Origin of the sequence: Flavobacterium piscisymbiosum (genome assembly GCF_020905295.1) — a bacterium.
GTDB lineage: Bacteria > Bacteroidota > Bacteroidia > Flavobacteriales > Flavobacteriaceae > Flavobacterium > Flavobacterium piscisymbiosum.
On sequence record NZ_JAJJMM010000001.1, the window covers coordinates 1,354,808 to 1,375,845 of the forward strand.

At 33.9% G+C, this 21,038-nt stretch carries 14 protein-coding genes and 1 tRNA gene; 13 read left to right on the forward strand and 2 right to left on the reverse strand.

Annotated features, from left to right (window positions below):
• Nucleotides 1-111 precede the first annotated feature (111 nt).
• From LNP81_RS06150 to LNP81_RS06200, 11 genes are all read left to right on the forward strand, one after another.
• A complete protein-coding gene (locus tag LNP81_RS06150; RefSeq protein ID WP_230034256.1) occupies nt 112-1,095 on the forward strand; it encodes an arabinan endo-1,5-alpha-L-arabinosidase in 984 nt (327 codons plus the stop codon).
• A 13-nt stretch (nt 1,096-1,108) separates the two neighbouring features.
• Nucleotides 1,109-3,091 carry a glycoside hydrolase family 127 protein gene (locus LNP81_RS06155; RefSeq protein ID WP_230034258.1) on the forward strand — a complete coding sequence of 661 codons (1,983 nt, stop codon included), beginning with the start codon at nt 1,109-1,111 and terminating at the stop codon, nt 3,089-3,091.
• A 458-nt stretch (nt 3,092-3,549) separates the two neighbouring features.
• Complete coding sequence (locus tag LNP81_RS06160) at nt 3,550-5,535, forward strand: alpha-L-arabinofuranosidase C-terminal domain-containing protein (RefSeq protein WP_230034260.1); 1,986 nt, start codon at nt 3,550-3,552, stop codon at nt 5,533-5,535.
• A 168-nt stretch (nt 5,536-5,703) separates the two neighbouring features.
• On the forward strand, nt 5,704-7,395 hold the full coding sequence (locus LNP81_RS06165) for a ribulokinase (RefSeq protein ID WP_230034262.1): 1,692 nt from the start codon (nt 5,704-5,706) through the stop codon (nt 7,393-7,395).
• Nucleotides 7,379-8,080, forward strand: coding sequence for an L-ribulose-5-phosphate 4-epimerase (locus tag LNP81_RS06170; RefSeq protein WP_072957886.1), 702 nt, complete (start codon nt 7,379-7,381; stop codon nt 8,078-8,080). The genes LNP81_RS06165 and LNP81_RS06170 overlap by 17 nt, the downstream gene beginning before the upstream one ends.
• Nucleotides 8,081-8,173: 93 nt before the next feature.
• Nucleotides 8,174-9,682 carry an L-arabinose isomerase gene (gene araA, locus LNP81_RS06175; RefSeq protein WP_230034264.1) on the forward strand — a complete coding sequence of 503 codons (1,509 nt, stop codon included), beginning with the start codon at nt 8,174-8,176 and terminating at the stop codon, nt 9,680-9,682.
• A 280-nt stretch (nt 9,683-9,962) separates the two neighbouring features.
• Nucleotides 9,963-11,147 carry an aldose epimerase family protein gene (locus LNP81_RS06180; RefSeq protein ID WP_230034266.1) on the forward strand — a complete coding sequence of 395 codons (1,185 nt, stop codon included), beginning with the start codon at nt 9,963-9,965 and terminating at the stop codon, nt 11,145-11,147.
• A gap of 124 nt (nt 11,148-11,271) precedes the next feature.
• Nucleotides 11,272-14,619, forward strand: coding sequence for a T9SS type B sorting domain-containing protein (locus tag LNP81_RS06185; RefSeq protein WP_230034268.1), 3,348 nt, complete (start codon nt 11,272-11,274; stop codon nt 14,617-14,619).
• Nucleotides 14,620-14,698: 79 nt separating this feature from the next.
• A complete protein-coding gene (locus tag LNP81_RS06190; protein WP_230034270.1) occupies nt 14,699-15,169 on the forward strand; it encodes an OsmC family protein in 471 nt (156 codons plus the stop codon).
• Nucleotides 15,170-15,400: 231 nt separating this feature from the next.
• Nucleotides 15,401-16,849 carry an MBOAT family O-acyltransferase gene (locus LNP81_RS06195; protein ID WP_230034272.1) on the forward strand — a complete coding sequence of 483 codons (1,449 nt, stop codon included), beginning with the start codon at nt 15,401-15,403 and terminating at the stop codon, nt 16,847-16,849.
• 2 nt (nt 16,850-16,851) lie between these two features.
• A complete protein-coding gene (locus tag LNP81_RS06200) occupies nt 16,852-17,796 on the forward strand; it encodes an SGNH/GDSL hydrolase family protein (protein ID WP_230034274.1) in 945 nt (314 codons plus the stop codon).
• Between the two features lie 70 nt (nt 17,797-17,866).
• Here the strand turns inward: LNP81_RS06200 and LNP81_RS06205 are convergent, their stop codons facing one another.
• Nucleotides 17,867-19,786 carry a glycoside hydrolase family 97 protein gene (locus tag LNP81_RS06205; protein ID WP_230034275.1) on the reverse strand — a complete coding sequence of 640 codons (1,920 nt, stop codon included), beginning with the start codon at nt 19,784-19,786 and terminating at the stop codon, nt 17,867-17,869.
• 156 nt (nt 19,787-19,942) lie between these two features.
• On the opposite strand from LNP81_RS06205, the gene LNP81_RS06210 reads away from it, so the two are divergent.
• Both LNP81_RS06210 and LNP81_RS06215 read left to right on the forward strand, forming a co-directional pair.
• Nucleotides 19,943-20,122: a hypothetical protein gene (locus tag LNP81_RS06210; protein WP_230034276.1), complete on the forward strand. Its 180-nt coding sequence runs from the start codon at nt 19,943-19,945 to the stop codon at nt 20,120-20,122.
• 72 nt (nt 20,123-20,194) lie between these two features.
• Entirely contained in the window at nt 20,195-20,590 is a 396-nt protein-coding gene (locus tag LNP81_RS06215) for a hypothetical protein (protein ID WP_230034277.1), read from the forward strand.
• 135 nt (nt 20,591-20,725) lie between these two features.
• Here LNP81_RS06215 and LNP81_RS06220 read toward each other — a convergent pair.
• Nucleotides 20,726-20,805 (reverse strand) — tRNA-Leu (locus tag LNP81_RS06220).
• Nucleotides 20,806-21,038 lie beyond the last annotated feature (233 nt).

The following is a 21,038-nucleotide window of genomic DNA, read 5'->3' on the forward strand; positions in this document are numbered from 1 at the left end:
CAGTCTCAGTCTCGGTTTTCAGTTTTAGCTTATATGATTTAAAAAGTTTCCAGTCAACGCAAAACTTAAATTATCTTATATCACTTATATGGTGAAAAAAAACATCCAATTATGAAGTTTTACAAAAACATAAAATATTCACTTTCTGCTCTAATGATGCTGATAGCTTCAGTTTCATTTGCGCAGGATATTGTAGTACACGATCCGGTTGTCATCAAGCAAAAGGACACCTATTATTTGTATTGCACCGGAAACGGAATCAGTGTTTTTAGTTCGAAAGATTTAAAAAACTGGAATCCTGAACCGCAGGTTTTCAAAGACAAACCCGTTTGGGCAGATGGCGTTGCGGCCGATTTCAAAAATCATATTTGGGCGCCGGATATTTCATTGCACAACAATGTTTATTATCTGTATTATTCGGTTTCGGCTTTCGCCAAAAATACATCGGCGATTGGCGTTGCGACCAATACAACATTAGATCCAAAAGACAAAAAGTACAAATGGGTCGATCAGGGAATTGTGATTCAATCGCAACCCAACCGCGATATGTGGAACGCCATTGACCCGAATTTAATCTTCGATGAAAACAATACGCCGTGGTTGTCTTTTGGTTCTTTTTGGGAAGGATTGAAACTGGTTAAACTAAATCCAGATTTAAAATCGATTGCTCAGCCTCAGGAATGGCACACAATTTCGAAACGCAAAAGAACTTTCGAATTACCGGATGCAGACCCGGGCGATGGCGCGCTTGAAGCTCCTTTTATCTTTAAGAAAAACGGTTATTACTATCAATTTCTTTCCTGGGATTTATGCTGTCGCGGAGAAAAAAGCACTTATAAAGTTGTTGTTGGAAGATCTAAAAATGTAACCGGACCTTACGTAGATAAAGACGGAAAATCTTTAAATGAAGGCGGCGGAAGTATCGTAGTTCAGGGAGATGAAAATTACTTTGGCGTAGGCCATAACAGCGCTTATACGTTTGACGGAAAAGATTATATTTTTTATCATGCCTATGAAAAGAAAACCAACGGAACGCCAAGACTGGTCGTTAAAGAAATGCTTTGGGACAATGATTTATGGCCCGTTTTAAAATAGAATAGAAAAAATAATGAAAAAATACACTTTCACTACCTTAACGATTTTCTTGTCATTTTTGATTTTTGTTTCCTGTAAAGAAACCAAGAACCATATTGTACAATCGAGTAAAACCTCGGCTCTAAAAGCGGGTTACGAAATAGAACCGGTCAACATTCAAAATGTAAAACTGACAGATTCTTTTTGGTTGCCTATTATTAAAAGAGTGCAGGAAATTACGATTGCATACGCCATTCAGAAATGTAATGAAGAAGGGCGATTTGAGAATTTCTTAATCGCCGGAAAACAAAAAACAGGAACAGTTAGAGGCGAAATGCCATTTGACGATACCGATGTTTATAAGATAATCGAAGGCGCTTCGAATACTTTGATCAGCGCACCAAATCCAAAACTTGAAAAAGTATTGGATTCGTTGATTGCAATCGTAAAAATTGGTCAGGAAAAAGATGGATATCTTACAACGTGGAGAACTATAAATCCGGCAAAACCGCCAGCGCCTTGGGTTCCGGTTATCGAAGGAAAACGTTGGGAATCATTACAAATTAGTCATGAATGCTACAATGCAGGACATTTGATCGAAGCTGCTGTAGTGCATTATGAAGCGACAGGAAAAACAAATTTCCTTGAAATCGCCATCAAAAATGCCGATTTATTAGTGAAAACTTTTGGCGATGGTCCAGGTCAGGTGAAGGGAGTTCCGGGACATCAAATTGTAGAAACGGGTTTGATTAAATTATACCAAATTACCGGAAAAGAAGATTATCTAAAACTGGCAAAATATTATTTAGACAATCGCGGTAACCCGAATAATCATAAATTATATGGTGAATATGCACAAGATCATATTCCGGTTGTGCAGCAAAACGAAGTAGTGGGTCATGCCGTAAGAGCCGTTTACATGTATGCTGGAATGACAGATATTGCTGCCATGACAAAAGACAAAGCCTATACCGATGCCGTAAATAATTTATGGAATAATATGGTGAATAAAAAAATGTATATCACTGGCGGAATTGGCTCAAGACATGATGGAGAAGCTTTTGGAGACAATTATGAATTGCCAAACTTAACGGCATATAATGAAACTTGCGCTGCAATTGGCGATGTATATTGGAATCACAGATTACATAATTTATACGGGAAATCGGAATATTTTGATGTGATCGAAAGAACGATGTACAACGGATTAATTTCTGGAATTTCATTAGACGGAAAACAATTTTTCTATCCAAATGCCTTAGAATCTGATGGTGTTTTTAAATCAAACAGAGGTTCATGCACACGTCAGGCTTGGTTTGATTGTTCTTGTTGCCCCACAAATTTAATTCGATTTATTCCTTCGATTCCGGGATTGATTTATTCAAAATCAAAAGATGTTTTGTATGTGAATTTATACGCTTCAAACAACGCTTCTTTCGCTTTAGGAAAAACCGATTTACAGATTTCACAACAAACCGGATACCCTTGGAACGGAAAAGTAGCGATCTCGGTTAATCCGAAAAAAGAAAGCCAATTCACAATTAAATTGAGAGTTCCGGGTTGGGCAAGAAATGAAGTTTTGCCAGGAGATTTATACTCTTATAAAAAAGCTTCGACTCAAAAAGCAACAATCAATTTAAACGGAGAAGTTTTAGCAATTCAGCCACAAGACGGTTATTTCACCATTACAAGAAATTGGAAAAAAGGAGATAAAATCAATCTTAATTTCCCAATGGAAGTTCAGGAAGTTCAAACCAATGCTAAAGTGGAAAGTAATAAAAACAAAGTTTCTTTAGAATATGGTCCAATCGTTTACGCCGTAGAAGAAATCGACAACAAAAGCAATTTCGATAAAATAGATGTAGCCGCCGGAGATACTTTCAAAGTAAAAAAAGAACCTAATTTATTGCAAGGTGTAAACGTCATCGAAAATTCAAAATTCAAAGCAATTCCATATTACTCTTGGTCAAATCGTGGTGTTGGGAAAATGAAAGTTTGGTTGGATTATAAGAATTGAGAATATAGAAGAAAGAGCAAAGAGAATAGAACAAAGAATCAAGAGGCAAGAAGAAAGATAATGTCGCAGATGATAGGATAAAAAAGATTTAAAAAAGTTCCGGAGGAACGATTCATATTGCAGAGACGGATTTCAATCCGTCAGACGCATAACATAAAAAAAATCTGCTCAATCTGCCAAATCTGCGAGAAAAAACATTTAAACACATAGAAACATAGAATTTAAAATGAATAAAAAGAGTATAAAACAAATCTAGATTTGCACACATAGTTATGTTTGTTTAGATAAATGAAATGCCTTTTTCCAGAATCAAAAACTATGTTTCTATGCGTTTAAAACGTCAAAGATTAGAAAATAAAATCTGCTCAGATCTGCAAAAATCTGAGTGAAACAAAAAAATAAAAATCCGTTTTATCCGCGTCATCCGCGTGCCATAAAACACATTAAATATAATAAAAATGAAGTCCAATTTAATTACCAAAATTACCCTTTGTGGTTTATTGCTTAACGGCATTTACGCTTCGGCACAAAAGAACAATCTTCAGGTTGACGCTGCAAAAACAGTGACGAAAATTCAGCCAACGATGTACGGAGTGTTTTTTGAAGATATCAATTTTGCTGCCGATGGAGGTTTATATGCCGAAATGATCAAGAACAGATCATTCGAATTTGAAACACCAATGATGGGGTGGAAAGAACCCAACAGCGATCGCCATAAATTAAACGAGCAATCCGGAATCGCGAATATCATTCAGTATTCTCAAAAAGGGACAAATCATAATTATTGCCGCGTTACCCTTAATGATGCCAGCGGTTATGAGTTGATCAATGAAGGTTTCAGAGGAATGGGAATCAAAAAAGATCTGAAATATAATTTATCATTAAAAGCTGCGAAAATATCAGGAAATGTTTCGAAGATTAAGATTCAATTTATTGATAAAAACAAAAAGGTTTTAGGTGAAACTTCGATTGTTCCAACAGCAAAAGACTGGACCAATTATACTGCACAACTAACATCGACTGCAACAGAAGCAAAAGCACAAATTAGAATCACTTTTGAAGGAAGCGGAGTAATCGATTTAGATCAGATTTCATTGTTTCCGGAAGATACCTGGAAAGGAAGAAAGAACGGAATGCGTGCTGATTTAGTACAATTATTATACGATTTGAAACCGGGATTTTTACGTTTCCCTGGTGGTTGTATTGTTGAAGGAAAAACGTTGGCATTACGTTACCAATGGAAAAAATCAATTGGAAATGTTGAGGACAGAGAAACAATGATCAACCGTTGGAATACCGAATTTGCACACAAACCGGCACCGGATTATTTCCAGAGTTTTGGTTTAGGATTTTTTGAATATTTCCAACTTTCAGAAGATATTGGCGCTTCACCATTACCCATTTTAAGTTGCGGAATGGCGTGTCAGTTCAATACAGGAGAATTGGTTCCAATGGATCAATTAGATCCTTATGTACAAGATGCTTTAGATTTAATTGAGTTCGCAAATGGCGATCAGACTACTGCCTGGGGAAAAGTGAGAGCTGATATGGGACATCCAAAACCATTCAATTTAAAACATATCGGAGTTGGAAATGAACAATGGGGACCGGACTATATCGAGCGTTTCAAAGTATTTCAAAAAGCGATCAAAGATAAATATCCAAACATCATCATTGTTTCGGGAACAGGACCTTTTCCTGACGGAGATTATTTTGATTATGGTATGAAAGAACTTAAAAAACTAAACGCAGAAATTGTCGACGAACATTATTATAAAGATCCGGCTTGGTTCCGTAAAAACGTAACACGTTATGACAATTACGATCGTAAAGGACCAAAGATTTTTGCCGGAGAATATGCAGCTCAAAGTGTAGCGATCGCAAGTCCGGATAATAAAAACAACTGGGAATGTGCTTTTTCTGAAGCTGCTTTCATGACTGGAATGGAGCGTAATGCTGAGGTAGTTCATTTGACTTCTTATGCACCTTTATTAGCTCACGTTGAAGGTTGGCAATGGACTCCAGACATGATTTGGTTTAACAATTTACAATCATACGGAACGCCAAATTATTATGTTCAGAAATTATTCTCTAATAATAAAGGAACAGATTTAATCAATATTACAAAAGAAGGAAAAGCAGTTACAGGACAAAACGATTTGTTTGCATCGGCAGTAAAAGATGTAAATTCTAAAGAAGTAATCCTGAAAATTGTAAATGCTTCTGCATCGGCACAAAATGCTTCAATTGATGTAAGAGGAGTAAAATTAGAGTCAAAAGGAACGGCAATAATCTTAAAAGGAGATGGAATAAATGATGAAAATTCTTTTGAATCTCCGACTAAAATTAGTCCAAAAGAAAGCGAATTTAAAGTAAACGGAAACAAGGTACAATATGATTTTCCTGCTTACTCAGTTACCGTTTTGAAGATAAAGATGAAATAATCGCAAGATAATAAATGTAAAATCAACGTTTGTTTTCTGATTTGATTCTAAACGACTGTTTTGATGCATTATTTGCAAAAATTAAAAGGCTTATTTTTATTAAGTGTTTTTTGTACACTTATAAAATATTTATATTTATATTTGTCATTATTATAAAAAGAATTTCGAATGAAAAATTACGTTATAGGATTGGACTACGGAACAGATTCAGTTCGAGCGATGCTAATAGACACTGAAAATGGGCAAGAGCTGGCATCCAATGTTTCTCATTATAAAAGATGGAAAAACAAGCAATATTGTGATGCGGCTGCAAATCAGTTTCGTCAACATCCATTAGACCATATTGAAGGTTTAGAAATCACCATTCAAACGGTTATAAAAGAAAGTAAAGTCGATCCTTCGCTGGTACGCGGAATTTGTATTGATACAACGGGATCTTCACCTGTGCCTGTAACGAAAGACGGAATTCCGCTGGCTTTGACAAAAGGTTTTGAGGAAAACCCGAATGCGATGATGGTACTTTGGAAAGATCATACTTCTATAAATGAAGCAAACGAAATCAACGAACTGGCTGTAAGCTGGGGCGGAGAAAACGTAACCAAATATGTAGGCGGAATTTATTCATCAGAATGGTTTTGGGCAAAAATTTTGCACATTGCAAGGGAAGATGAAGCCGTTCGAAATGCAGCGCACACCTGGATGGAGCACTGCGATTTAATGACGTATTTATTGATTGAAGATAAAGATTTAAAAACTTTTAAAAGAAGCCGTTGCGCAGCAGGTCATAAAGCGATGTGGCACGAAGACTGGAACGGACTTCCTCCAGTTGAATTCTTAGAAAAATTACATCCATATTTAGCAACGCTTCGTGGTAATTTATACGATGAAACATATACATCAGATCTGGTTGCCGGAAATTTAAGCAAAGAATGGGCAGATCGTTTAGGACTTTCTACAGATACAGTTGTAGCCGTAGGAACTTTCGATGCACATTCAGGAGCTGTTGGAGCTAAGATTGGAGAAAATACTTTAGTTCGCGTTATGGGAACTTCAACCTGCGATATTCTCGTAGGTTCTTATGATGAAGTTGGAACAAAAACGGTTCGTGGAATTTGCGGACAAGTTGATGGATCTGTAATTCCGGGCTTTATTGGTCTTGAAGCAGGACAATCTGCTTTTGGAGATTTACTGGCCTGGTACAAAGAATTATTGCTTTGGCCAACAGATCATTTATTGAATTCTTCAACTGTTTTAAATGATGCTCAAAAAGAACAATTAAGAGAAGAATTCAGCGATAAATTAATTGTTGAATTGACAAAAGAAGCAGAGAAAATTCCGGTTTCAGATAGTCTTCCAATTGCTTTGGACTGGATTAACGGAAGAAGAACTCCGGATGCCAATCAGGAATTAAAAAGCGCGATTTCAAATTTATCTTTAGGAACAAAAGCGCCACATATTTTTAAAGCTTTGGTAAACGCTATTTGTTTTGGAGCAAAGAAAATTGTGGATCGTTTTGAAGAAGAAGGAGTAAAAATTGACAGCGTTATCGGAATTGGCGGCGTTGCCCGTAAATCTCCTTTTATCATGCAGACTTTGGCAAATGTTTTAAACAAGCCAATTAAAATTGCAGCTTCAGACCAGACCCCGGCTTTAGGAGCCGCGATTTACGCAGCCGTTGCAGCGGGAATTTATCCGAATGTAATTGAAGCAAGTCAAAAAATAGGAAGCGATTTCGACGCAGAATATTTCCCTCAATTAGATAAAGTAGCAGCATATCATAAATTGCTTGTTGCATACGATCAATTAAGCGCTTACGAAGATCCAACTATTAAAATTTCGCAACATGAGTTCTCTTTATAAAGATTTAAAACAGGAATGTTACGAAGCCAATATGCAGTTAAATGCATTGAATTTGGTTGTATATACTTTTGGAAATGTGAGTGCTGTTGACAGAAAAAATGGTGTTTTTGCCATTAAACCAAGCGGTGTTCCATACGAAGATTTAAAACCCGAAGATATTGTGATTGTTGATTTTGATAACAATATTATCGAAGGTTCTATGCGTCCGTCATCAGACACAAAAACGCATGCTTATTTATATAAAAATTGGCCAAATATCGGAGGCGTTGCCCATACACACGCAACATATTCTGTTGCTTGGGCACAATCGCAACGTGATATTCCAATCTTCGGGACCACGCATGCTGATCATTTAACAGCTGATATTCCGTGTGCGCCACCGATGGCAGATTCTCTTATTGAAGGAAACTACGAGCATAATACCGGAATTCAGATTTTGGATTGTTTCAAAGAAAAAAATCTTTCTTACGAAGAAGTAGAAATGGTTTTAATTGGAAATCACGGTCCATTTGCATGGGGAAAAAATGCCGCAAAAGCAGTTTACAACAGCAAGGTTCTGGAAGTCGTTGCCGAAATGGCGTATCTGACTTTACAAATAAACCCAAACGCACCAAGATTAAAAGATTCCCTAATAAAGAAACATTACAACCGCAAACACGGAAAAGACTCGTATTACGGACAGTAAATTTAGATAAAAGAACAAAGAATATAGAACAAAGATTTTCCACGATTTCAAAACTTGAAACAAAGAAAACCTGAAACAAAATAAACAAAAGAAATGATAGATATCTCTCAAAAAGAAGTATGGTTTGTAGTAGGAAGCCAGGAATTATATGGTGAGGAAACACTAAGAAAAGTAGCAGAACATTCGCAATTAATTGCAAAAGGATTAGACGCATCATCAAGTATTCCTGTAAAAGTGGTTTACAAAGATGTGGTAAAATCGCCTTCGCAAATTTTAGATGTTTGTTTAGCGGCAAACACAGCTAAAAACTGTATCGGAATTATTGCCTGGATGCATACTTTCTCTCCGGCAAAAATGTGGATTGGCGGATTGAGTATTCTTAAAAAACCATTATGTCATTTGCATACACAATACAATGCTGAAATTCCGTGGGGAACTATCGACATGGATTTCATGAACCTGAATCAATCAGCACATGGAGATCGTGAATTTGGTTTTATCATGTCAAGAATGCGTAAAAAACGTAAAGTTGTTGTGGGACATTGGGAAGATCCTCGTGTTTTAAACAAATTGGGTGTTTGGACAAGAGTAGCTTTAGGATGGGATGAACTTCAAAATCTAAAAGTAGCCCGTATTGGAGATAATATGCGTGAAGTTGCCGTTACGGAAGGTGATAAAGTTGAAGCTCAAATTCGTTTCGGAATGTCGGTAAATGGATATGATTCATCTGATGTTACCAAACATATCGAGAAAGTTACAGACCAACAATTGAATGATTTATTGGCAGTTTACGAATCTTCTTATTCTCTAACCGATTCATTAAAAGAAGGCGGAGCACAAAGAAGTTCATTAGTTGAAGCAGCAAAAATAGAATTAGGTTTAAGAGCTTTTCTTGAAGAAGGAGGTTTTGGAGCTTTTACAGATACGTTTGAAAACCTTGGGGTTTGGAAACAATTACCGGGAATTGCAACACAAAGATTAATGGCCGACGGTTATGGTTTTGGTGGAGAAGGAGACTGGAAAACGGCTGCAATGGTTCGTGCCTTAAAGGTAATGAACCTAGGTCTTGAAGGAGGAACTTCTTTCATGGAAGATTATACATACCATTTTACGCCTCAAAAATCATATGTTTTAGGATCACATATGTTAGAAATTTGTCCATCAATTGCAGATGCAAAACCTTCTTGCGAAGTGCATCCGTTAGGAATTGGAGGAAAAGAAGATCCGGCACGTTTGGTGTTTAATTCACCTGCGGGAGATGCGATTAACGTTTCTTTAGTTGATATGGGGAATCGTTTCCGTTTGATTGTAAATGAAGTTGAAGCGATTAAACCATTGGCAGATTTACCAAAATTGCCAGTTGCCAGAGTTTTATGGGATTGTAAACCAAACCTTGATATCGCAGCAACGGCCTGGATTCTTGCAGGAGGAGCGCATCATACCGTATATAGTCAGGCGATTACAACAGAATATATGGAAGATTTTGCAGATATCGCCGGAATCGAATTACTGGTTATTGACGAAAAAACAACCGTGAGAGACTTTAAAGACAAGATCAATGCGAACGAAGCTTATTATCATTTGTTTCAACACGGATTGTAGGCTGAGGTACTAAGATTCTAAGTTGCTTAGGTTCTAAGTTTTTGTTACTTTTAACTTGTTAGAGTAATAAATTCACTTTTTGAAAATAGAACGCTGATAAAACGGATTTGCTAACGCAAAAGCGCAGATGAAAACGGATTTTAGATATTAAAAATCTGTTTAATCCGCGTCTTCGTGAAACGAATCTGTTTAATCCGCGTTAAAATTTAGGGTTTTTTATTACGCCTAGCAGATTACTTTTAACATCTAACATTTCACAATAACCACAAAATTATCATTTATGAATGTATTAAAACGTTGCGTTTTCGGAATGAGCCTTTTGAGTTTGGCTTTGGTTTCAGTTCAATGCAAAAGCGATAAAAAAACAGATACTACAACAGTTTCTCCAGACGAAAAAGCTGCGGTTACTATCGAAAAATCAGAATACGGAACCACTGCAAAAGGAGAAAAGGTTGACAGTTATAAACTGAAAAACCAAAATGGGATGGAAGTAGACATCATCACTTTTGGAGGAAGAATTACAGATTTGAAAGTACCAAATAAAGAAGGTGTTTCTGAAAATGTAGTGATCGGGTTTAGTTCTTTGGCACAATACGAAAAGGAAAATCCATTTTTTGGAGCTTTGATTGGAAGATACGGGAACCGAATTGCTAAAGGAAAATTTAAGTTAGACGAAAAAGAATATCAATTAGCAATCAATAATGCGCCAAATGCTTTGCATGGAGGACCGCAAGGATTTTTTAATGTGGTTTGGAAAGCCGATGAGGTTAAATCAGGAAGTACAGCTTCTTTAAAATTATCGTATTTAAGTAAAGATATGGAAGAAGGTTATCCTGGAAACTTAAAAGTTTTTGTTACTTATACTTTGACAAATGATAACCAATTAGAAGTATTGTATGAAGCAACTACAGATAAAAAGACAGTTATAAATCTTACGCAACATTCTTATTTCAATTTATCAGGAGATTTTACAAAAACAATCTTAGATCACGAATTGACTTTGAATGCTGATAAATTAGTTCCGGTTGACGCGACTTTAATTCCAACAGGAAAACTAGAAGATGTTGCCAACACGCCTTTCGATTTTAGAACACCAAAATTAATTGGAAAAGACATCGAGGTTAAAAACGAACAATTAGAAAGAGGAAAAGGTTACGATCATTGCTGGGTATTGAACAATCCTGAAAAAGGAAAAACAATCATTGCAAAAGTATACCACGCAGCAAGCGGAAGAGTGATGGAAATGACAACCGATGAACCTGGAATTCAGTTTTATTCAGGAAATTTCCTTGACGGAACTTTACCAATGCCAAAAGGCGGAACATTTGCTCACAGAACCGGACTTTGTTTAGAAACAGAGCATTATCCGGATTCTCCAAATCAGAAAAATTTCCCAACAACGGTTTTAAACCCGGGAGAAAATTATAAAACTAAAACTACTTTTAAATTTTCAGTGAAGAAATAGTTTTAGGATTCTGTTTATTAGTTTAGTAATTTTAAAAAACCTCGGAAGGAGTACTTTTGAGGTTTTTTTTATTTAGAGAATTATTTCGTTATGAAAAAGTATTTTTGAGCCAAAATTATATCGTTTGATTCTTATATTTGATGATCGCTATCCAACCAAAATTTTGAAAAAAGAACCAAAAATTACTTTGATGAAAGTGACTATTATTCGAAAAAATAAATTTATTTCAGCACTTTGTTTTTTATTTTTTATAGTTTTTTATCCTATAAATGCACAAATAACATTGACGAATAATATCGGGACAACACTTGTTAAGACTGATATGTATTCTTGCAAAGATGATGAAAGCTGGTCAAGAGTATTTAAATTATCAGATTTTGGTATAAAACCAAATGAACAATTTATTATTAAATCGGGACAGATTGGAATTGCAAAATCGGATGTTGGTGCAAATTTGTCATTTTCAGTTTATATTGTTGACGACAGATTTCCTGAGCTTTTTAGAACTTATTTTGAAAAACCATTACTTGGATCTAGAGCCCTTATGCCAACAAAAACCATTCATGGAAATCCAGAAATAATGCAAATAGATTTTGATGATCCAATTATTGTTCCAGCTGGAGTTGAAAAAATTTTGGTAATGGTGGGTAAGGGTAAAGATTATACTAATTACACATCGGCAGAAGTTTTTGTAGCAGGTACGGAGCAAGATAAGGGAGATTCTTGGTATTTAGGTTGTGATAAAACGCTTCCTTTTTCTCGTACTACAGATTTAACCATCCCTGTTCCAAATGCAAATTTTTATATAAATGTAACTGGTGAGGCATTTAATTCAAAAAGTACTGGACCAATAACAAGACTGTCTCATAATGTTTGTGATGATGTAATAGAAACAGCTATACATTCCTGCAGTTCTACTAATATTTATTGGGCAAGAGCATTTACTTTAAAAGATTTTGGAATATCAAATAACGAAGAATTTGTAATTAATTCAGGGCAAGTTGCAATTAATAAAACGGGTTGGCAACCCAATATTAAATTTAATATTTACAAAATAGACAATAATTTTCCAGCTTCTTTTTCCGAAACAAATTTGATAGGAAGTAGTCAGTCTAGAGTACTTCAATATGGTTTAGGTCATGAATCTCAGATTGTACAGGTCGATTTTGATACACCAATAGTAATTCCTGCAGGCGTAGAAAGAATTCTCGTAGAAGTGCACAAAGGAATTGAAGGAGGTGAAGGAGTCGCATTTATAGCTGGCTCAGCACAAGATAATGATGTGTCATGGCAAAGAGGTTGCACAAATTTGTCAGGAGCCGGAGATAAATATGTTTCTACTGCTGATTTTGGATTTCCAAATGCCAATTTTTATATTAATGTAACGGGGAATGTAAAGAATGTGTCTAACCATTTCGAAATGAATTTTTCAAATATATGCTCTGAATTTTTAAAAGAATTTAGTGTTGATGATCAGTCAAAAGTAGCTTCAATAGTTTGGGATTTTGGTGATCCGGCTTCAGGAGCAGCTAATACTTCTACAGATTTATCTCCTTTTCATGATTTCTCATTAGACGGAAAATATACAGTTATTGCCACAGTTACCGGTAAAGACGGAGCAGTAGAAGTATTAACCGAAACAATTGATGCAAAAGAACCGCCAAAAGCTTACGGGATCGACAATATTTATGCATGCGAAAGTTTATCTGGCACTGGTATTTCAAAATCTTTTGATGTTTCGATGGTTGCACAGCAGGTATTAGGAGGACAAACAGATAAGGATGTAACTTTTATAGATGGTAAAGGCAATAAATATACTTCATTGCCAAATCCGTTTACAAATACCATTAAAGAACGAGAAACAATAAAGGTAAGGGTAAGCCATAAAGATAATCTTTGTTGCTATTCTGAAACTACATTTGATTTAATTGTAAATTCATTACCCAATTTATCTGTTATTACTGATTTAAATACCTGTGACAATGATACAGATGGATTTGCTCAATTTAATTTAAAGCCAGTAGAAACCTTAATTACCGGAACTGCAACCAATATAAAAGTTGAATTTTATCATCAAAACGGACAGAAAATAATAGATCCATTAGATGCAATTTCTAATTTGGTGCTTAAAGAAGAAATAATAAAAGTAAAAGCCATTAATACAGATACAAATTGCTACAACGAATCAACTTTTAAAATAATAGTAAATCCTTTGCCGACGGCAAACCTTTTGCAAGAGCTTATTGGATGTGATGACAACAACGATGGTATTTCGGAATATTTTGATACTTCGAAAGTTGAATCTGCTGTTTTAGGAAATCAAACCGGAATGAAAGTTTCTTATTTTGATGCGCTCAGAAATCAATTGTTAAGTCCGTTGCCTAATCCTTATACAAATAGTACTAATAATCAGGAAACAATAACTGTTAGAGTAACGAATGTTTTGACTAACTGTTATGCAGAAACTACATTAGTTTTAAAAACAGCTTCGCAACCAAAAATTAACAAACCTGTAAATAAGTATGCTTGCGACGAAGGGAATGGTTTTGCCAGTTTTGATATGTCAAATTTAGAAACTGAAATTATAGGGAATCAGTCAGGTCTGAAAATAATGTATTTTGACAATAATAGAAATCCATTGCCTGATCCATTGCCAATATTATTTAAAAATACGCAGTCAAAATCTCAAACAATATATATAAGGGTTGAGAACGAAGCAAATAGTCTCTGTAATTCTGAAACAAGTTTTGATTTAATTGTAAATGATTTGCCCACTGTACAGATCGATAAAACTTATTTCTTATGCAATTTAGAACCTTCAATGCACATAAGTATTGATAATAGTTTAGATAGTTATGTTTGGAAATCTGCCGTAGGCGATATTATTTCAAATACGAATGAGGCCAATTTAATAAATGCAGGAAAGTATACGCTCTTGGTCGGAAAAATTCTAAATGATATTTATTGTGAAAATAGTTTTGATTTTGAATTAACACGATCTGTACTTCCAATTATTAAAGAAGTGAAATATAAAGAATTGTCAGATAACAATTTTATTGAAATTATAGCAGAAGGTTATGGTGATTTTGAATATGCTATAGATGGAATAAATTATCAGGATAGTAATTACTTTTCAGATATTCCGGGAGGAAATTATATGGTATCTGTACGTGATAAAGATGGCTGTGGAGAAGATTCGAAAGAAGTTACAGTAATTGATTACCCAAAATTCTTTACACCAAATAATGATGGATACAATGACCTTTGGCAAATAAGCGTTATAAAAAAATTTCAAAATGCCAAAATATCAATATTTGACAGATATGGTAAATTATTGAAAGAACTATCCTCAGATGATTCTGGATGGAATGGCTTTTATGGCGGAAGAGAAATGCCGGCTGATGATTATTGGTTTAAAGCCAGCTTTAATAATAAAGTTGTTTTTTCCGGACATTTTGCATTAAAACGATAAAAACGTAATCGACCTTGATTGAGAATAATCAATACAGTTATTTTCAAATGAATTGAATCTCTTACAGAAAATCTAAAAAATGGCATTTAAACATTTATTCAAAGTAGTATTAAATTGGAATTCCAATCAAATTCAAGAAGATTCAACGAAGCGATTTTACAGTAAAAGTCATCAAATTAAAATTGAAGGAAAACCACTTTTAAATATTTCGGCAGCAAAGGCTTTCAAGGGCGATCCCGAATTATACAATCCAGAGGATTTGCTGTTGAGCAGTTTAGTTTCCTGCCACATGATGTCCTATTTATATGTATGCTCTCAAAACGGAATAGAAGTCCTGGAATATTCAGACAATGCCGAAGCTACGCTTGAAGTTTCTCCTGATGGAAGCGGACGTATTACAGAAGTCAGATTAAAGCCTAAAGTAAAAATTGCAAATGCAGATAAAATAGAATTGGCAATAGAATTACATACAAAAGCAAATCAATTGTGTTTTATTGCGAACTCTTGTAATTTTCCTGTTTTGCATAATGCGAGTTGTGAGATATTTTAGAAAAAACATCTTCTTAAGTTCCTTTATATATGTATGTGTATTAAAATTGATCGAAATAATTTTTAATAATATTAGAATTAATCACCTATTAAAAGTGAATAATATTATATGAAAAAGATTATTTTCGCACAAAAATCTCAATTGAAAACGAAATGTAAATAGTGATCTCAATTTAGAATCAAAGATCAATTATTTTTCGTTTAAGATCCTAATCAAAATATATAGATAGTAATGTTTTTTAACTCAATCAATTTCGCAATATTTCTGCCTATAGTATTTTTTCTTTATTGGTTTGTCACAAATAAATCACTTAAACTTCAGAATATTTTACTTTTAGCTTCAAGTTACTTTTTTTATGCTTGTTGGGACTGGAGGTTTTTATTTCTTTTAATGTTTTCTACATTATTAGATTATTACACAGGATTAAAGATGTCAGAGACAGAAAGTAAAACAACTAAAAAAGTTTGGTTTTGGCTCAGTATTACTATTAACCTTGGGTTTTTAGGAGTTTTTAAATATTATAACTTTTTCGCAGAATCATTTGCAGCTGCAGTGTCTAATTTTGGATTACAAGTGAATCCCTGGACATTAAAAGTGATTTTACCAGTTGGTATTTCATTTTATACTTTTCATGGTTTGTCGTATGTAATTGATATTTATAAAGACAGGATCAAAGCCGAAAAGAATTTTATCGATTATTCTGTTTTTGTAAGTTTCTTTCCGTTGCTTGTTGCCGGGCCAATTGAGCGTGCTTCACACTTACTGCCTCAAATTAAGAAAAAAAGAGTTTTCGATTATGAGCAGGCTGTTGATGGTTTAAGACAAATATTGTGGGGATTATTTAAAAAAGTAGTTATAGCAGATTTATGTGCAATTTATGTTAATACCGTTTTTAATAATTCTGAAGATTATTCCGGCAGCACATTGCTTATTGGAGCTATACTTTTTGCATTTCAAATTTATGGTGATTTTTCCGGATACTCAGATATTGCCATAGGAACTGCAAGACTTTTTGGTATTGATTTATTACGAAATTTTGCATTTCCTTATTTCTCAAGAGATATTGCCGAATTTTGGAGAAGATGGCACATGTCATTGTCAACATGGTTTAGAGACTATTTGTATATTCCGTTAGGCGGAAGCAAAGGAGGCATGTGGATGAAAATCAGAAATACTTTTATAATATTTATTGTAAGCGGTTTTTGGCACGGTGCAAACTGGACTTTCATCATTTGGGGCTTTTTAAATGCGCTCTATATTATGCCTTCAATAATTTTTAATACTAATAGAAATAATCTTGATATTGTTGCTCAGGGAAAATATTTTCCAACATTCAAAGAATTTATTGCCATAGTAACAACTTTTAGTTTAACTGTTTTTGCCTGGATCTTTTTTAGATCTGACAGTGTAGGACATGCCATCAGTATTATTACAAAAATATTCTCTAAATCATTATTTTCTATTCCTAATCTCTCCGACATTGGTTTAAAACCTATTTTGATGATATTACTTACCGCATTCATAATTATCGAATGGATTGGTAGAGAAGAGCAATTTGCAATAGCTAAAGTAGGGTTAAAATTACCCAAAGCAATTAGGTGGGTATTTTATTACGCAATTGTATATTTTATATTTTATTTTGCCGGTTCTGAGCAGCAATTTATTTATTTCCAATTTTAATTATGAGAAAATTTATCAAGCTTGTTATTGTTTTTCTGGCGCCAATTATTTTCCTGGCAATATTTATGGAGATTCTTTCAAGAAGAATACCTAATGATTATTCGTATAAAAATGAATATTTAGAAAACAATTCAGATAAAGTTCAAGTTCTTATTTTAGGTAATTCGCATACTTATTATGGGATAGATCCAAAATATATTCAAAAGAAAAGTTTTAATGCAGCACATGTTTCGCAACCGCTGGATTATGATTTAGCCATTTTAACAAAATACAGTCCAAAATGGAGCAATCTAAAATATATTATAGTACCCGTTGATTATTTTTCTTTGTATTCTAACATTAATTCCGGGGCAGAAATATGGCGAAAAAAGGAGTACAAAATATATTATGATATACACCTAGATAATGATATATATTATAATTTCGAAATAATAAATGGAAAATTAAAGGATCATATTTCCAGAGTTAAAAGATATTATAAAAGAGGAGTAAACGACATTAGTTGTGATAAATCAGGCTGGGGTACAAGTTATAAATCAACTGAAAACAATGATTTGACTGCAACCGGAATTACTGCCGCTAAAAGGCATACTGTAAATATAGAAAATAATGTATGTTACAATGCGAATATTAAAACCCTAAATGAAATTGTTAAGTTTGCAGAATCCCGAAATGCAAAAGTGATTTTTATTACATCTCCTGCTTATAAAACATATGTCGATAATCTTGAGCCAAAACAAATAGAAAACACTGTTACTACTATGACGCAGTTTGCCAGTAAAAATAAAAATGCTGTTTATTATAATTTGCTGGACAATAAGTTATTTGTAAATAAAGATTTCTATGATGGCGACCATTTAAATGAAATAGGTGCTAAAAAAATGTCAGAACTTATTAATGATTTAATTATTAAAGAAGAGATCAATAATGGATTAAATTCCAAATAAAAAATTCCAAATTCCAATGTTCGTAATCGATTGGAATTTGGAATTTATCCCGAGGCTTCGGGATTGGAATTTATATTTTAACTACAAAACCGCCATTAGGTTTTATTTTCACCGTCAGTTTTTTGTTTTTAGAAATAGCTTCTTGTTTAAAACCATTTTCATCTTCAAGAATAATAAATCCTTTTTGATTCTTTACAAAAGACAAATCCAGTTCAATTTCTTTAGGAGAATTTTCTCCATTAATCCCCACAATATGCCAGGTGTTTCCACTTCTTCTGGCCATAACAATGTACTTTCCTGGAAAACCTGCAATAAATTTTGAGTCGTCCCAATTTGTTGGAATATCTTTTAAATAATCAACAACATAAGCTGGCATTTTAGCCATTCCTTCCGGAATCTCAGCAATATGCTGAATCCCTGATAAGAATAAAACTGGTAAAGCCAATTCGAAAGCCGGAGTTGTTTTTCTATCAATATTCGGAATTTTATCTAGAGCCATTGGAGTAAAATCCATTGGGTCAAAAGCATTTCTGGCAAAAGGCAGCATCGCACAATGACTAGGTTCCAGATTGGCAATGTTTTGATCGAAAGTGATAAATTCATATCCTTTTACAGCCTCGGTAGTTAGTAAATTTGGGTATGTACGTTGCCATCCGCGAGGTAAAGTCGCACCATGTAGATTAATCATCAATTTATAATCGGCAGCATCTTTTAGCATGTCGTGATAATATGCAATCATCGATTGTCCGTCACCTCCAAAGAAATCAACTTTGATTCCGGCAATACCTAAATCATTCATTCTTTTAAATTCAATTGCTCTGCTTTCCGGTGTTAATAATTTATTCTTTGGATGATATTCAGTACCATTCCAGGAACCGGATGAGTTGTACCAAACCAATAATTTCACGTTTTTGGTTTTGGCGAAAGCCACTAATTCCTTCATTTTTTTATCTCCAATTTTTGTATCCCAATCGGCATCAATCAGGCAATACGGCCAATTCATTTTAGAGGCGTATTCAATAAACTGGTGAGTAGTTTCGTAGTTTACAGAGTCATCTTTTAATAAAACCCAACTCCATGATGATAATCCGCTTTTAATAAAAGAAATATCCATTTTTATAGCAGGATCAGCAAGATCAGTTCCTAAAGTGCTTTCGGTAATCGTATTCAAAGAACCAATTGTGATAATGCGCCAAGGTGTAATCCATGGCAATTCAGATTCCGGATTCAATGCGCCATTCGGGAAAATTTCTTCCTTTTGAGGAAAAGTAACCTGCATTGCCTTCGCATTTTCATTATATACCAATCGTGTTCCGCAATACTTGTTGTGCAAACCGGTTTCAGAAATCAAAACCCAATTATTGTTGGTTTCAAAAAGCGCCGGATAAACCCAACCTTCGCCAAATGCTGGTTTTGTGTTCAAAGGAACGGCCATTGCATAATGTTCTTCATAAGCCGGATTCGTTTCTTTCCATCCTGTTTTTGCTTTCGACATGGGTTGTAACCAGGCTTTCGCCGAAGTGTCAAAATTATAAGCCGTTTTTTCTTCGACAATCTTTTTCAATTCTTTTGATGTTGAAGGGAAATTGTATCGAAGTGCGACACCATCTTTCGAAAGTTGAAAAATGATTTCCATAACTTCATTTTTCGAATTCTGAAGACTCACAATATATTGATTGGCCGAGTATGAAATATCTTTTCGTTTTCCCTGAAGCATCGAGTAGTGGTCAGTTACTTTTTTGGCATCAGAGATTTTAATCAACTTTAAATCAGAATAGAAATTGGCGTCTTCGCGGATAATTCCCAATTCAGATGTATTAAGTACAACTTTATCATTGTATAATACAGTATATGTTGGAGTGTTTTTCGCATTCATTTCGAAGCCAACTTTTATGGTCTTCTCAGAATTCGTAAAAAATGAATTTGGTTTTTTTTGAGCAAACGAATTGAGAAAAATCCCAAAAAAGATTAGTAATAATAGCTTTTTCATGGTTAAGTGTTAGTTTTACACTTACAAACATAACAAAATTATTTTAATATAAATTGCTTGTTGCGAATTATTTAATGAGGTGGAAGTGGAGGAAGTATTACCATATTATGATACCGCATCTGTTACGAAAAACGTATTATTGTGAAAAGATTAATTATGATAAAAGTTAACGAAAAAGATTTTAAACATAGTTTTGAAAAATATGAGATCAGCGAACTTGAAATAAAAGCAATAGATAAGGCATTGGAAGATATTGCAAATAGAAGAATTCAATCTCATCAAGATGTTATGGAAGAAACGAAGAAACGCTTTCCTTATTTATTTAATAGAATATAAATTATGGATAACCATAAATAAGCAAAATTTAAAAAGAGTAGATTTGATAATTAGAAATTTTAATACAATAAAATGAAAAAAACATTACTGCTATTGTTTATTATTTTTGCTTCGTGTGCAAAAAAAGAATTACCATCTAATGTATCAATTGCATTATCTGATTTAGATATTTTAAAAAAAATAAATAGAGATTATGATAGTTTGATAAATACTTTAGATGAATCAAAGATAAATAGGTTATCAATCGATTCTTTAAACAGTATAATCGTTGCGATAAAAGTTAAACGTGAGATGCTTCAAGAAAAAGAATATAAGGTAGAAGAGTTTCTAAAATATAATCCAGAATATTCAGATTATGATGAAATTAAAAAAAGAGTAACTATGCCGTTAATCAATATTAATAAAAATTATGATTTGATTTTAAAAAGATATGCTACTTTAAAGATTAAAAACACTATTAATAATTGATTATTCTTAATAATTTAAAGCCATTCCATATAATTCATTTAATAAAAGTGTAGATTAAATTTGCTTATATAACTTATATGGTGAAAAAATAACACCATAAAACCAAAAAAACCTCTTCTTTCGAAGAGGTTTTTGTACCCGGAGCCGGAGTCGAACCGGCACGGTTTCCCACAGGTGTTTGAGACCAGCGCGTCTACCAATTCCGCCATCCGGGCTTAGCAGACGAAAAAACAATCAAATAAATCGATCATTTCAACGCAATAAAATAAGTTAATTATGATGTCATAACTGTGCTTATTTCTTTAACACGGTGCAAATGTAAAAAATAAAATTAAATGTTCTACTAAAAATACTTAAATTTTTCCTTTCAGTGTCCAATAAATTTTCTAAATTTGCACCTCGTTAAAACGAAGCACACACAACTAACTACACCCGAGGCATTTATACT

Excerpts from the sequence above, each read along its gene's own strand:
- LNP81_RS06150 (WP_230034256.1), top strand. The coding sequence starts at position 112 with ATGAAGTTTTACAAAAACATAAAATATTCACTTTCTGCTCTAATGATG.
- LNP81_RS06155 (WP_230034258.1), top strand. The coding sequence starts at position 1,109 with ATGAAAAAATACACTTTCACTACCTTAACGATTTTCTTGTCATTTTTG.
- LNP81_RS06160 (WP_230034260.1), top strand. The coding sequence starts at position 3,550 with ATGAAGTCCAATTTAATTACCAAAATTACCCTTTGTGGTTTATTGCTT.
- LNP81_RS06165 (WP_230034262.1), top strand. The coding sequence starts at position 5,704 with ATGAAAAATTACGTTATAGGATTGGACTACGGAACAGATTCAGTTCGA.
- LNP81_RS06170 (WP_072957886.1), top strand. The coding sequence starts at position 7,379 with ATGAGTTCTCTTTATAAAGATTTAAAACAGGAATGTTACGAAGCCAAT.
- araA (WP_230034264.1), top strand. The coding sequence starts at position 8,174 with ATGATAGATATCTCTCAAAAAGAAGTATGGTTTGTAGTAGGAAGCCAG.
- LNP81_RS06180 (WP_230034266.1), top strand. The coding sequence starts at position 9,963 with ATGAATGTATTAAAACGTTGCGTTTTCGGAATGAGCCTTTTGAGTTTG.
- LNP81_RS06190 (WP_230034270.1), top strand. The coding sequence starts at position 14,699 with ATGGCATTTAAACATTTATTCAAAGTAGTATTAAATTGGAATTCCAAT.
- LNP81_RS06195 (WP_230034272.1), top strand. The coding sequence starts at position 15,401 with ATGTTTTTTAACTCAATCAATTTCGCAATATTTCTGCCTATAGTATTT.
- LNP81_RS06200 (WP_230034274.1), top strand. The coding sequence starts at position 16,852 with ATGAGAAAATTTATCAAGCTTGTTATTGTTTTTCTGGCGCCAATTATT.
- LNP81_RS06205 (WP_230034275.1), bottom strand. The coding sequence starts at position 19,786 with ATGAAAAAGCTATTATTACTAATCTTTTTTGGGATTTTTCTCAATTCG.
- LNP81_RS06210 (WP_230034276.1), top strand. The coding sequence starts at position 19,943 with ATGATAAAAGTTAACGAAAAAGATTTTAAACATAGTTTTGAAAAATAT.
- LNP81_RS06215 (WP_230034277.1), top strand. The coding sequence starts at position 20,195 with ATGAAAAAAACATTACTGCTATTGTTTATTATTTTTGCTTCGTGTGCA.